At 63.7% G+C, this 12752-nt stretch carries 13 protein-coding genes and 1 other annotated feature; of the genes, 10 read left to right on the top strand and 3 right to left on the bottom strand.

The genetic code is table 11. From position 1 onward, the window contains the following. Window positions 1-15: 15 nt before the first annotated feature. Complete coding sequence (locus tag M8997_RS15170) at window positions 16-1035, bottom strand: polysaccharide deacetylase (RefSeq protein ID WP_250014927.1); 1020 nt, start codon at window positions 1033-1035, stop codon at window positions 16-18. Window positions 1036-1231: 196 nt separating this feature from the next. On the opposite strand from M8997_RS15170, the gene M8997_RS15165 reads away from it, so the two are divergent. The 10 genes from M8997_RS15165 (at window position 1232) to M8997_RS15120 (ending at window position 10232) form a co-directional block, all read left to right on the top strand. Next, complete coding sequence (locus tag M8997_RS15165; RefSeq protein ID WP_250014926.1) at window positions 1232-1813, top strand: NnrU family protein; 582 nt, start codon at window positions 1232-1234, stop codon at window positions 1811-1813. A gap of 109 nt (window positions 1814-1922) precedes the next feature. Further along, window positions 1923-2603 (top strand): tetratricopeptide repeat protein, encoded by a 681-nt coding sequence (locus M8997_RS15160; protein ID WP_250014925.1) that lies wholly within the window; start codon window positions 1923-1925, stop codon window positions 2601-2603. A 17-nt stretch (window positions 2604-2620) separates the two neighbouring features. Further along, complete coding sequence (gene der / locus M8997_RS15155; protein WP_250014924.1) at window positions 2621-4090, top strand: ribosome biogenesis GTPase Der; 1470 nt, start codon at window positions 2621-2623, stop codon at window positions 4088-4090. A gap of 122 nt (window positions 4091-4212) precedes the next feature. Next, a complete protein-coding gene (locus tag M8997_RS15150) occupies window positions 4213-5379 on the top strand; it encodes a cell wall hydrolase (protein WP_371929594.1) in 1167 nt (388 codons plus the stop codon). A gap of 91 nt (window positions 5380-5470) precedes the next feature. Further along, window positions 5471-5526 (top strand) — a sequence feature (sul1 is cis-regulatory element that is thought to sense ions involved in sulfur or methionine metabolism; They are found in Alphaproteobacteria). Between the two features lie 68 nt (window positions 5527-5594). Beyond that, window positions 5595-7079, top strand: a complete 1485-nt coding sequence (locus tag M8997_RS15145) for a SulP family inorganic anion transporter (protein WP_250014922.1) — start codon at window positions 5595-5597, stop codon at window positions 7077-7079. Between the two features lie 293 nt (window positions 7080-7372). Beyond that, window positions 7373-7783, top strand: a complete 411-nt coding sequence (locus M8997_RS15140) for an AtpZ/AtpI family protein (RefSeq protein WP_250015443.1) — start codon at window positions 7373-7375, stop codon at window positions 7781-7783. A 51-nt stretch (window positions 7784-7834) separates the two neighbouring features. Next, entirely contained in the window at window positions 7835-8587 is a 753-nt protein-coding gene (locus M8997_RS15135) for a F0F1 ATP synthase subunit A (RefSeq protein WP_250014921.1), read from the top strand. 115 nt (window positions 8588-8702) lie between these two features. Next, entirely contained in the window at window positions 8703-8930 is a 228-nt protein-coding gene (locus tag M8997_RS15130) for a F0F1 ATP synthase subunit C (RefSeq protein ID WP_008125314.1), read from the top strand. Between the two features lie 167 nt (window positions 8931-9097). Next, on the top strand, window positions 9098-9736 hold the full coding sequence (locus M8997_RS15125; RefSeq protein ID WP_250014919.1) for a F0F1 ATP synthase subunit B: 639 nt from the start codon (window positions 9098-9100) through the stop codon (window positions 9734-9736). Window positions 9737-9746: 10 nt separating this feature from the next. Continuing rightward, the gene (locus M8997_RS15120) at window positions 9747-10232 is read left to right on the top strand and encodes a F0F1 ATP synthase subunit B (protein WP_250014918.1); all 486 of its coding nucleotides are present in this window, start codon (window positions 9747-9749) and stop codon (window positions 10230-10232) included. Window positions 10233-10671: 439 nt separating this feature from the next. Here M8997_RS15120 and M8997_RS15115 read toward each other — a convergent pair whose 3' ends face one another. Together M8997_RS15115 and M8997_RS15110 are read right to left on the bottom strand one after the other, a co-directional pair. After that, a complete protein-coding gene (locus tag M8997_RS15115; RefSeq protein WP_250014917.1) occupies window positions 10672-11331 on the bottom strand; it encodes a ribonuclease HII in 660 nt (219 codons plus the stop codon). A 205-nt stretch (window positions 11332-11536) separates the two neighbouring features. Continuing rightward, window positions 11537-12688, bottom strand: a complete 1152-nt coding sequence (locus tag M8997_RS15110; protein ID WP_250014916.1) for a PA0069 family radical SAM protein — start codon at window positions 12686-12688, stop codon at window positions 11537-11539. Between the last annotated feature and the right edge of the window lie 64 nt (window positions 12689-12752).

Here is a 12752-nt window from a genome sequence, read left to right as displayed (position 1 = left end):
CCACCACCCGGAAGCCTAGATGCCGCTCTGGCTGTGGTGAGCGGCGGCGGAGGCGATGCCGCCGGTTTCCCGGATATAATCGCTGTAGGTGACGCAGCGCACATCGGGTTTGACGCAGACTTCCTGCGTGAAGCGCTCCAGCGCCCGCCAATAGGCATCGCCGTTCATCAGCGTGAAGTGCAGCCCGATCTGGAAGGGGATGCGCTTGCCGTCATATTGCCGTTCGAACGCGCCCTTGAACGCCGCATAGGCGCGGTTCTCGAATTCGCCGAGATGGTCCTTGCGCTCGAAGCCGCCGGAATGGCGCACGAAGAGATTATAGTCCATGGCGATGACGGGCCGGTCCTTCGGCCCTTCGGGGATGGTCGGCAGCCCGAAGCGATAGAGCCCGCCCGACCGTTGCGGCAGGGCCGGCCCCCTCGAAACGCCGCTGCCGTCATAGAGATAGTCCTGCGCCTTCAGCGCGGCGATCAGCGCCGGGCTCTCCGACAGATAGGGCGCGCGGAAGCCGCGGATTTCCCCGTCGACGAAGCTCTTCCAGTCGGCAGGTTCGGCGCCGTGGCCATATCTGGCCCAGGCATCGCGCAGCACCGACTTGTAGGTGACGAGCTCGGTCTCCCATTGCGCCTTCGACCAGTCCTTGCCGTCGAAATGGCCGCAGGCATGGCTGGCGATCTCATTGCCCTCGTTGCGCGCCCGCCAGATATTGTCCAGCCGCAGGGCGATATCCTCGCGCGAGGCGGCAAAGCCGATATTGGAGCGGCCGGCGCCCATGCTCGGCGGCTGGTAGGATTTACGGTCCTTGCGGTCGATCAGGAAGACGCAGGACAGGAAATAGGTGAATTTGGCATTGGAGCGCTGGGCGAGCGCACGGCTGCGGTCCCACAGATCGTTGTTGCCGGCATTGTCGAACGAGATCAGCACATATTGCGGCTGCGTGCCGATGGTGCCGCGCAGCTGCGCCTCTTCCGCCGGGGCCGCCGTGCTGGACGCAAGGATGATGAGTGTGGCGGCAAGGCGGGACGCTGACGGCATGATACTCCAGATACTCCCCGGATGCTCAAATGGGGGTGGCATTGTCGCTAGTTGGCAATTGTGGCGATGATCGGGTCATCGTGGAGGTTGCATGAATATCCATGAGCATGGCGGTTTGATTGCAGGGTCATCCCCACCAGCGCTCTTTTCTTTCACCGGTGAAAGGTTTTAAGATGGCGGCGGGGAGGGCGCCTGCATGTTGTTACTGATCCTTGGCATCATCATATTTCTCGGCATTCATTCGGTCCGGATCGTTGCGCCGCGATGGCGGCTGGCCAAGATGGAGCAATGGGGCGAGGGGCGGTGGAAAGGCTTCTATTCGCTGGTTTCGGTCGTCGGCCTCGTGCTTCTCGTCTGGGGTTTCGGCCAGGCGAGGCTCGTCGCGCCGGTGCTCTACGAGCCGCCCGTCTGGATGAAGCATATCGCGCTGCTGCTGATGCTTCTGGCGTTCATTTCTCTCGGCGTCTTCATCGCGAGGCCGGGCCGGCTGAAGCCGGCGATCAAGCATCCGATGCTCGTCGCCATCAAGATCTGGGCGCTGGCGCATCTCCTCGCCAATGGCGACCTCGCCTCGCTGATCCTGTTCCTGTCGTTTCTCGTCTGGGCCATCTTCGACCGCGTTGCGATCAGGCGCCAGGCGGAGGCCGGCTTCGCCACGCCCTATATCGCGCCGGGGCCGGTGGCCAACGACCTCATGGCCATCGGCATCGGCGTGCTGCTCTATGGCCTGTTCCTGTGGAAGCTGCATGCGCTTTTGATCGGCATTTCGCCTATCTGACGCCAATTTTGTGCAAGGCCCTTACATCCGGCGGCGTTTACGACTAAAAGCCCCTGAACTTTGCGCGTTGATGCGCGCGCCATGACAATCGATACGGCCAAGAGGCACCATGACTGACGACGGCTTTTTCCGCGAGGTGAATGAAGAACTGCGCACCGACAAGATGCGGGCGTTCTGGGAGCGCTACGGCACCGTGCTGATCGGCGCCGTGATCGCCGTCGTCATCGGCACCGGCATCTTCGCCTTCTACGAATATTACACCGAAAGGCAGGCTTCCCAATCGGGCGACAAGTTCCTGGCCGCGCTCAATCTCGTGCGCGAGGGCAAGAATGACGAGGCCGTGGCGGCGCTCGCCGAACTCGAAAAGGATGGCTATGGCGCCTATCCGGTGCTGGCGCGGATGCGCTCCGCCGGCGTGCTGGCGCAGAAGGGCGACCTTGCGGGCGCCGTCGCCGCCTTCGACAAGGTGGCCGCCGACGGTTCCATCCCGCAGTCCCTCCGCGATCTGGCGAAGCTGCGCGCTGCCTTCATCCTCATCGACACGGGCTCCTATGACGACGTAGCCAACCGCGTGCAGGCACTGGCCGCCGACAACAACCCGATGCGGCATTCGGCGCGCGAGGCGCTCGGCCTTGCCGCCTGGAAGGCCGGCCGGGGCGAGGACGCAACCAAGCTGTTCCAGCAGATTTCCGACGATCAGGCCGCGCCGGGCAATGCCCGCCAGTTCGCGGACCAGATGCTCGATCTCCTCAAGAGCACGGGCGCTTCGCCCGCCGCTGCTGCCGGCTGAGATAGGAACGAGAGCCGATGAGCTTCACCCTTGCCATTGTCGGCCGTCCGAACGTCGGAAAATCGACGCTGTTCAATCGCCTCGTCGGCAAGAAGATCGCGCTCGTCGACGATCTGCCCGGCGTTACCCGCGACCGGCGCATCCATGACGCCAAGCTCTACGACCTGACTTTCCAGGTCATCGATACGGCGGGCCTCGAGGAAGTGGCGAGCCAGTCGCTGGAAGGGCGGATGCGGGCGCAGACCGAGCTCGCCATCGACGAGGCGGATCTCGTGCTCTTCGTCGTCGATGCCAAGGCCGGGATCAACCCCGCCGACGTCACCTTTGCCGATCTGGTGCGCCGCTCCGGCAAGAAGGTGATTCTCGTCGCCAACAAGGCGGAGGCGCGCGGCGCCGAATCCGGCATGTATGACAGCTACCAGCTCGGCCTCGGCGAGCCTTGCCCCATTTCGGCCGAGCATGGCCAGGGCTTTCCCGACCTGCGCGACGCCATTGTCGAGGCGCTGGGCGAGGAGACGGTGTTTCCGGACGAACATGCGCCGCAGCAGGAGGGCGATGCCGCCAATGTCACCATACCGGCGGTGCCGCGTCCGCATGACGAGCTGATCGGCGACGATATCGACGATCCGGATGCGGAGGACATTCCTTCCTACGATCCGTCCAAGCCGCTGCGCATCGCCATTGTCGGCCGCCCCAATGCGGGCAAGTCGACGCTCATCAATTCGATGCTTGGCGAGGAACGCCTGCTGACCGGGCCGGAAGCCGGCATCACCCGCGATTCGATCTCGGCCGACTGGGAATGGAACGGCCGCAAGATCCGGCTGTTCGATACGGCCGGCCTGCGCCGCAAGGCGCGCGTGCAGGAGAAGCTCGAGAAGCTTTCGGTCGGCGACGCGCTGCGTGCGATCCGCTTTGCCGAAGTCGTCATCATCGTCCTCGATGCCACCATCCCCTTCGAGAAGCAGGATCTGCAGATCGCCGATCTCATCATCCGCGAGGGACGCGCGCCGGTCATCGCCTTCAACAAATGGGACCTGGTGGAAAACCGCCAGATGGTCCTTGCCGACCTGCGCGAGAAGACCGACAGGCTGCTGCCGCAGGTGCGCGGCATCCGCGCGGTGCCGATCTCCGGCGAGCGCAACCAGGGCATCGACAAGCTGATGGCGGCGGTGGCCGCGACCGACGAAATGTGGAACCGCCGCATCTCGACCGGGCGGCTCAACCGCTGGCTCGAAGGCGTGATCGCCCATCATCCGCCCCCCGCCGTGGCGGGACGCCGGCTCAAGATAAAATATATCACGCAGGTGAAGACGCGCCCGCCGGGCTTCGTCATTTCCTGCTCGCGGCCGGAAGCCTTTCCGACCTCCTATGTCCGCTACCTGACCAACGGCCTGCGCGAGACCTTCGATATTCTCGGCGTGCCGATCCGCGTCGTGCTGCGCACCTCGGACAATCCCTTCGCCAATCGCGCCCGCAAGAAGCGATAGGCCATCGCCGGAGGCGACAACAGCTCCGGCGTTAACTCTCCATCAAGGTTAATGCTTCATTTTCGGCGACAGGATTATTCGGTCGTGAGTGGGGTATCGGCGTGCGTTTCTCGGGGTTCTTGCTGGCGTGCGGCCGGCTTCGCAAGCATCAGGCAGATCGGAATTACGCTCCTCTCGTTCTCGGCGCCGCCATCTACCTCCTTTCGCCCACCATGGTCGGCTACCAGGACATGGCCAGCCTGATCTCGGGCAGCGAATCGGGGCGCGGGCGCTGGACCGCCTATCTCGAGAAATCTCCCGCCGGCTCGATCCAGAAGGCCAACATGGCCTTTACCGACGACAAGGCGATCACCGGCTCGCTGCCGGCCAGCGGCATCAATGCGCCGGGCGTCGGCCGCGTCGCCATCAAGGGCGCGCTGAAGGGCGGGAACATCGCGCCGGACGAAGAGCGCATCAACCGCAAGGAGAAGCGCGGCCGGGTGGTCTCGATCCAGCGGCAGACGCCGCCCAAGGCCTTCAGCGCCGGTTCGATCCTGCAACGTTCGAGCATGATCATCCGCCCCACCCATGGCGTCGAGGTCGAGATGGCCTTTGCCAGGCCGAAGATCGCCGGCAAGGAAATCCAGATCGCGCGCGCGTTCCACGACAGGGCGCCGGAGAAGCCCGCTTCCAATCTTTCGCCCATGCTGGCGGAGCTCGTCAACAATGACCAGCCCGACGTGCTCGCCCTCGGCTATGCGCCGTCGACGCCGGATTATTACAAGACCTCGCCCTTCGACAACATCCTGACGGAGCCGAAGCAGGGTGGCCGGTTCATCCCGCCTCTCGGCAAGGGCGACCATGAATGGCTGGCAACGCCATTGCCGCCTTCCGTCTTCAGCAAGGCCGAGCAGAAATGCCTGGCCACCGGCATCTATTTCGAAGCCCGCAGCGAGAGCGTCAAGGGCCAGGCGGCGGTGGCGCAGGTCATCCTCAATCGCGTCCGCAATCCCGCCTATCCGAAGTCGATCTGCAATGTCGTCTACCAGAACAATGACTGGATCAACCGCTGCCAGTTCTCCTTCGCCTGCGAAGGCCGCAAGCTCAACGTGACTGAGCCGAAATACTGGAAAATGGCGCAGGAAGTGGCAATGGCGGTAACCTCCGGCCGCATATTCCTGCCCGAGGTCGGCTCGGCCACCCATTACCACGCCACCTATGTCCGTCCCAACTGGGCGCGTACGATGAAGCGGGTCGACAAGATCGGCACGCACATCTTCTACCGCACCTATGGCGGCGGCTGGATCTAGGCACGGCTGATCCACCAGACACAGAAGTTCGGGCCACGCGGCGGGCCGCTGTTGCAAGGCCGGGCCCGGTTCGCTATAGAACCGGTAGTGACAAGGACCCGGTGCAACCCCGGGTGGCTCTTCCGGCCGCCAACCCGCCGGACAATCCCGCAAGACCCGTCGTTCCGACACCGCCACGCCGCGCGGAAGGTCTTGCTGTCCATTCAGGGATATTCATGTCTTTTCCCGCTCAATTGCGCCGCGACTGGCTTTCCAACATTCGCGGCGATGTCCTCGCCGGCATCGTCGTGGCGCTGGCGCTCATTCCCGAGGCGATCGGCTTTTCGATCATTGCCGGCGTCGATCCCAAAATCGGGCTCTATGCCTCGTTTTCCATCGCCGTCATCATCTCCATCACCGGCGGGCGGCCCGGCATGATCTCTGCTGCCACCGCCGCCACGGCCGTGCTCATGGTCTCGCTTGTCCGCGATTACGGGTTGCAATACCTGCTGGCGGCCACAATCCTTGCGGGTATCCTGCAGGTCCTCGCCGGTTTCGCCCGGCTTGGCCGCGTCATGCGCTTCGTCTCGCGCTCGGTGCTGACGGGATTCGTCAATGCGCTGGCGATCCTGATCTTCATGGCGCAATTGCCGGAGCTTGTCGGCGTGCCCGTCGGCACCTACGGCATGATTGCGGCCGGGCTTGCGATCATCTACCTCTTCCCCCGCATCACCACGGCCGTGCCGTCGCCGCTGGTCTGCATCATCGTCCTGACACTTGCGACGCTGGCGCTGGGACTGGACGTGCGCACCGTCGGCGATCTTGGCGAGCTTCCCTCCAGCCTGCCGCATTTCCTCATCCCCGACGTGCCGTTCAATCTCGAGACATTGTGGATCATCCTGCCCTATTCCATCGGCGTTGCGGCGGTCGGGCTGCTGGAAAGCCTGCTCACCGCATCCATCGTCGACCAGATGACCGATACCAAGAGCGACAAGAACCGCGAATGCGTCGGCCAGGGCATCGCCAATTTCGTCACCGGCTTCCTCGGCGGCATGGCCGGCTGCGCCATGATCGGCCAGTCGGTCATCAATGTGAAATCGGGCGGGCGCGGCCGGCTTTCGACTTTCGTCGCCGGCTCGTTCCTGCTGGTCCTGCTTCTCGTGCTCGATGACTGGGTCCGCATCATCCCGATGCCGGCGCTCGTCGCCATCATGATCATGGTGTCGATCGGTACCTTCTCATGGTCGTCGCTGAACGATCTGCGCACCCATCCGCGCCGCTCCAGCATCGTCATGCTGGCAACGGTGTTCACGGTGGTCGGCACGCATAATCTCGCGCTCGGCGTCGGTGTCGGCGTCTTGCTGTCGGGCATCTTCTTCGCCTGGAAGGTGGCGCAGATATTCCGGGTGGCCTCGGAGCTTTCCGCCGATGGGCGCACCCGCAGCTACACCGTCTACGGGCAATTGTTCTTCGCCACCGCCGACAATTTCCTCGATGCCGTCGATTTCGACGAAAGGCCGGGCCTCGTCCGCATCGATGTTTCGCATGCCCATGTCTGGGATCTCACCGGCGTCGGCGCGATCGACCGTGCCGTGCTGAAATTCCGCAAGCAGGGCATCGAGGCCGAGGTGGTCGGCATGAACGAGGCGAGCGCGACGATCATGGACAAGCTCGCGGTGCATAATGATCCGGCAGCGCTCGAACGCGCATTCGGGCATTAGGGGCTGGCGGCCCGATCCCCGCGGCTCGGGCTCGGCGGCCCTTTGCGTTCGGGCCCGGCCGCCCGGCGCTTCCCGGGATGCCATTTGCCGCCGTGAGAGGCCGCGATCGGCGGCAAAAACGCGCGCGAGAGGTGAGGCATATAGTCATATTCGGCTAACATATTGATATCCTGCCTGAAAATTAGCCTTGGGACTCCTGCCGTTGCGCCTTGACTAGCGCGGAACGTAACAATATGTTGCGCGCGACTTCGAAGCGGGGTGAAACCCGCATTCTGCGCGCAAAGGACATGCCATTGGCCACGGGTAACGATCCCGATAAGTCTGGTCCTGTCGGAGCCGCGAAGGGTGCGGGTGGGGGACCGACTTCGGAAGAGCTGGAGCTGAGGCGCCGGGCGCTGGAATCGAAACTCGGTTCGAGACGCGTCGCGCCGGGCGAAGGTTCGGACGACAAGGGGACGGATACCGCCTCCGGTGTCGCACAGGCCATGAAGTTGTCGAGCGAGTTCATCGCCGGTGTTCTGGTGGGTGCGGGGCTCGGCTGGTTGGCCGACCGGTTTTTGGGCACGTCGCCATGGGGGCTGATCATTCTGCTTCTCCTTGGCTTTTGTGCCGGCACGCTGAACGTTCTGCGCGCGGCGGGCCGTGTGGCGGAAAATCGCGGATTGGAGTCCGGCAAGGACACCGGCCGCGACAAGACGGAATAGGGCTTCAGCCAGTAAAACCGGCTGCAGGAACAAATTAGAGACGAGGTAATAGTGGCCAACGATCCGATTCATCAGTTCCACATTTCGCAATGGATCCCCTTGCATGTGGGCGGCGTTGATCTTTCCTTCACCAATTCCTCGGCCTTCATGGTGGCGACGGTGGCCGTCGCTTCCGCATTCCTCTATCTGACCTCTTCCAATCGCGGCCTGATCCCGACCCGGCTCCAGTCGGTCTCGGAGATGGCCTATGAATTCGTGGCGTCGACCTTGCGCGAATCGGCGGGCAGCGCGGGGATGAAGTTCTTCCCCTTCGTCTTCTCGCTCTTCATGTTCGTGCTCGTCGCCAACATGCTCGGCATGTTCCCCTATTTCTTCACCGTGACCAGCCAGATCATCGTCACCTTCGCGCTGGCGGTGCTGGTCATCGGCACGGTGCTCGTCTACGGCTTTGCCAAGCACGGTTTCAAGTTCCTCGGCGTCTTCGTGCCTTCGGGCGTGCCGGCGCCGCTCCTGCTGCTCGTCGTGCCGATCGAGATCATCTCGTTCCTGTCGCGTCCGATCAGCCTCTCGGTTCGTCTCTTCGCCAACATGCTGGCCGGGCACATCACGCTCAAGGTCTTTGCCGGCTTCGTTGCCTCGCTCAGCGCTTTCGGCGCAGTCGGCATCGGCGGCGCCATCCTGCCGCTGGCCATGACGGTCGCCCTGACGGGCCTCGAATTCCTGGTGGCTTTCCTGCAGGCCTATGTCTTCACGGTGCTGACCTGCATGTATCTCAATGATGCGGTCCATCCGGGCGGCCACTGACACCAAATCGGGGCGGGTCCCGGACTTCGAGGTCCGGTCCGTCCTGGAATACTTCGCCGGCGGGTTCCGCCAAACGCAAATCTATCAATGACCATTCGATCTAAAGGAGTTTAATATGGATCCGGTAGCAGCAAAGTACATCGGCGCAGGTCTGGCTTGTTTTGGTATGGCTGGCACGGCCCTCGGCCTCGGCAATATCTTCGGCAGCTATCTCTCCGGTGCGCTGCGCAATCCTTCGGCAGCTGACGGCCAGTTCGGCCGCCTGGTATTCGGCTTCGCCGTTACCGAAGCTCTGGGCATCTTCTCGCTGCTCATCGCTCTTCTGCTTCTCTTCGCTGTTTAACAGACAGCCTGCCATACTGGCTGCGTCCAGGCGCAGCCAGTAGCATCTATCGAGGCGAATCCAGCGGGGCCGTAGCGGCGTTCTCTGGTACATTCGCAACAATGACGAGGCCGGGCCTGCCCTCAGGGGCGGCGAACGGCTCGAGGATCAACCCAAGGGGACGACGCATGTTTGTGTCATCGGCTCACGCCGCATCCACAACGGAAACAACAGTCGCTCAGGCTGAAACGCCCGGCGCTGACGCGCATGGTACGCCCGGCGCCGACGCGCATGGAGCCACCACGGCGCATACCGAGACTGGCGCCGGCCATGAGAAGGCCGTGTTCCCGCCCTTCGATTCAACGCATTTCGCATCGCAGCTGCTCTGGCTGGCCCTGACATTCGCCGTCTTCTACCTCTTCCTGTCGCGCGTGGTCCTGCCGCGCATCGGCGGGACGATCGAGACCCGCCGCGATCGTATCGCCACGGATCTCGACCAGGCCGCGCGGATGAAGCAGGAGTCGGACGAGGCGCTCGCTGCCTATGAACAGGAACTTGCCGACGCCAAGGCCAAGGCGAATTCCATTGCGCAGACGGCTCGCGACGAGGCCAAGGCCAAGGCGGAAGCCGAGCAGGCGGAGATTTCCGCCGCGCTGGAAAAGAAGCTGAGCGACGCCGAAGCCAGCATCGCCGCCATCAAGGACAAGGCCATGCAGGAAGTCGGCACCATCGCCGAGGACACCGCGACGGAAGTCGTGCGCAAGATCCTGGGCGGGACGGTCGACAGGCCGAGCATTGCCGCCGCCGTGAAATCGGTACGGGGCTGAGGAGACCATCATGCACTTCGATGCAACATTCTATGCGCTGGTCGGCCTGATCATCTTTCTGGCCCTCGTCGTCTACCTGAAGGTGCCGGGCACCGTCGGCAAGTCGCTCGATGCGCGCGCCGACAAGATCCGCGACGAGCTTGAAGAGGCCCGCCGCCTGCGCGAGGAGGCCCAGTCGCTGCTCGCCGAATACCAGCGCAAGCGCAAGGAAGCCGAGAAGGAAGCCGGCGAGATCGTCGCCATCGCCCAGCGCGAGGCCCATGGCCTGCTCGACGAGGCGAAGCAGAAGACCGAGGAATATGTCGCGCGCCGCACCAAGCTTGCCGAGCAGAAGATCGCCCAGGCCGAGCTCGAGGCGGTCAACGAGGTCCGCGCCACGGCCGTCGATGTCGCCATCGCCGCCGCCGGCAAGGTCCTCGCCGACAAGGTCGATGCCAAGACCTCGGCCGAACTGTTCAAATCATCGCTGACGGAAGTGAAATCCCGGCTCAACTGAGCCTCGCGCCACACCGTCATTCGCATCTGATCGAGAGCCGCCGCAGGGCGGCTCTTTGCATTTGGGGTGGGGCCGGGGCTGAGGGGCAATGGGGCCGGGGGGTGTGCAACCCTTCCACCTCACTGATACCGAACTCCCCCCCTCATGCTGAGCCACCCGCCCTCATGCTGAGCCTACCGCCCTCATGCTGAGCTCCTGCCTCCCTCATGCTGAGCCTGTCGAAGCACGCACTATTTTGATGCAACTCCCTAATGAGAGACTGCACAAACGTTGCAGCGTGCTTCGACAGGCTCAGCATGAGGGAGGCGGAGGCTCGGCATGCGGGAGGTTGGAGCTCAGCATGAGGGAGGTGCAACTCACCATGAGGGAAGTTGGCTCGGCATGCGGGAGGCGGAGAGTCAGGAATGAGAGCGGGGCGCTCGGGACAGAATCGACCCTGTCAGGCGATGCGGTCCTTCAGCGGGGAGAAGCTGAAGCGGTGCAGGCCGGTCAGCGGGCCGTGCTGTTCCATGGCGTTGCGGTGCATTTCCGTGGCGTAGCCGGCATGCTGTTCCAGCCCGTAGAGCGGGTAGTAGCGGCCGGTCTGCGCCATCATGCGGTCGCGCGTGACTTTCGCCAGGATCGAGGCGGCGGCGATGGAGACCGAGCGCTGGTCGCCCTTGATCAGCGCCGTCGCCGGGCAGGGCAGGCCGGGGGCGACATCGCGCCCGTCGATGAGGATATGGCCGGGCAGGATCGCAAGGCCACGCGCCGCGCGGCGCATCGCCTCCAGCGCCGCCTTCAAAATGTCGGTGGCATCGATGGCCGGGGCGGAAATGCTGGCGACGCAGCAGGCCAGTGCCGTCGCGGTGATCGTCTCGAACAATTCCTCGCGCCGCGCCGCTGTCAGCCGCTTCGAATCGTCCAGCCCTTCGGGAATCTTCTTCGGATTGAGGATGACCGCCGCCGCAACCACGGGGCCGGCGAGCGGTCCGCGCCCGGCTTCGTCTATGCCGGCGACGAACTCGACACCGGAACGCATCCATTTGCGCTCGCTGGCAAAGTCCGGCTTGGCGGGCTCCAGGGAAAGCAGCAGAGAATCAGAACGCGATCGAGACATCTTGCGGCGACACTCGCATTCGTTCCGATTCTCTGCAAGTCCCTGATGCTCGGGGGGCGGGTGGCATCAGGGAGGCTCGTCCCGGCGAGGTTGGGGTGCCGCCGGGACGAAGGGGAAGCTTTCACCTGGTGCGTCTTCCGGAAAAGTCGGTGGATTTCTCCACCGGGAAAACGCGTAGAAACAGGGCGCCAGTGAACCCGGATCGCTAGAAAAGCGATAATTGCTGGCTCGCGGGTGTGGGCGCGAACAGGTCGGTCCTCAACCTCTTCTTGTTCGTGTTGATGCCGAGGCGTTTTGTCGCCAGCTCGAAACGCCGCCCGATCTGCCAGGCATAGGGCCCTTCGCCGCGCATGCGCTTGCCCCATTCGGCGTCGTAATCCTTGCCCTGCCGCATGGAACGGACGAGCGAAAGCACATGGCGATACCTGTCCGGGTAGTTGCGCAGCAGCCATTCCTTGAAGATCGGGCTCACCTCCAGCGGCAGGCGAAGCAGGACATAGCCGGCCTCGCGCACGCCCTGGGCATGGGCCGCGTCGAGAATGCGCTCGATCTCATGGTCGTTGAGCCCGGGAATGACCGGCGCCACCATCACGCCGACGGGAACGCCCGCATCCGCGAGGCTGCGCAGCGCCTGCAGCCGCCTTGTCGGCGTCGAGGCCCTCGGCTCCATGGTGCGGGCGAGCCTGCCGTCGAGCGAGGTCACCGAAAGGCAGACCTTGGCCAGCCCCTTCTCGGCCATGCGCGCGAGAATGTCCTGGTCGCGCATGACGAGCGCCGATTTGGTGACGATGCCGACGGGATGCTGATGCTCCTCCAGCACCTGCAGAATATCGCGCATGATGCGCCATTTCTTCTCGATCGGCTGGTAGGGATCGGTATTCGTGCCGATGGCGATGGTCCTGGCCTGATAGCCCGGCCGCGACAATTCCTTGTCGAGCATCCTCGCGGCGTCGGGCTTGGCGAACAGCTTCGATTCGAAGTCGAGCCCCGCCGAAAGCCCCATGTAGGTGTGCGTCGGCCGGGCGAAACAATAGATGCAGCCATGCTCGCAGCCCCGATAGGGATTGATCGAGCGGTCGAAGCTGATATCGGGGGAATCGTTGCGGGTGATGATGGTGCGCGGCTTTTCCACCTGGACGTCGGTCTTGAACGGCGGCAGGTCCTCGATCGTCTCCCAGCCATCATCATAGACGTGCCTGGTCTCGCTCTCGTAGCGCCCTGTCGGGTTGATGCCCGCACCCCGGCCGCGCCGGCGTTCGGAATCGACGCGCATGCCCGTCTCGTCGAGCAGCGCATTGGCATGTTGCGCCCGGCCATCGCCGAAAGCGGCCTTGTCAGCCTGCACTACAATATCCATTGCATCCTCCCTCTTCAGGAACGGCTCGATTCGCATCGCTGCTAAACATGAATCTATTCCTAGC

Source organism: Phyllobacterium sp. 21LDTY02-6 (assembly GCF_023554255.2).
Taxonomy (GTDB): domain Bacteria; phylum Pseudomonadota; class Alphaproteobacteria; order Rhizobiales; family Rhizobiaceae; genus Phyllobacterium.
The sequence above is the reverse complement of the archived record's forward strand: the minus strand, read 5'-3'. Positions and strand labels throughout refer to the sequence as shown.

Excerpts from the sequence above, each read along its gene's own strand:
- M8997_RS15170 (WP_250014927.1), bottom strand. The coding sequence starts at position 1,035 with ATGCCGTCAGCGTCCCGCCTTGCCGCCACACTCATCATCCTTGCGTCC.
- M8997_RS15165 (WP_250014926.1), top strand. The coding sequence starts at position 1,232 with ATGTTGTTACTGATCCTTGGCATCATCATATTTCTCGGCATTCATTCG.
- M8997_RS15160 (WP_250014925.1), top strand. The coding sequence starts at position 1,923 with ATGACTGACGACGGCTTTTTCCGCGAGGTGAATGAAGAACTGCGCACC.
- der (WP_250014924.1), top strand. The coding sequence starts at position 2,621 with ATGAGCTTCACCCTTGCCATTGTCGGCCGTCCGAACGTCGGAAAATCG.
- M8997_RS15145 (WP_250014922.1), top strand. The coding sequence starts at position 5,595 with ATGTCTTTTCCCGCTCAATTGCGCCGCGACTGGCTTTCCAACATTCGC.
- M8997_RS15130 (WP_008125314.1), top strand. The coding sequence starts at position 8,703 with ATGGATCCGGTAGCAGCAAAGTACATCGGCGCAGGTCTGGCTTGTTTT.
- M8997_RS15125 (WP_250014919.1), top strand. The coding sequence starts at position 9,098 with ATGTTTGTGTCATCGGCTCACGCCGCATCCACAACGGAAACAACAGTC.
- M8997_RS15120 (WP_250014918.1), top strand. The coding sequence starts at position 9,747 with ATGCACTTCGATGCAACATTCTATGCGCTGGTCGGCCTGATCATCTTT.
- M8997_RS15115 (WP_250014917.1), bottom strand. The coding sequence starts at position 11,331 with ATGTCTCGATCGCGTTCTGATTCTCTGCTGCTTTCCCTGGAGCCCGCC.
- M8997_RS15110 (WP_250014916.1), bottom strand. The coding sequence starts at position 12,688 with ATGGATATTGTAGTGCAGGCTGACAAGGCCGCTTTCGGCGATGGCCGG.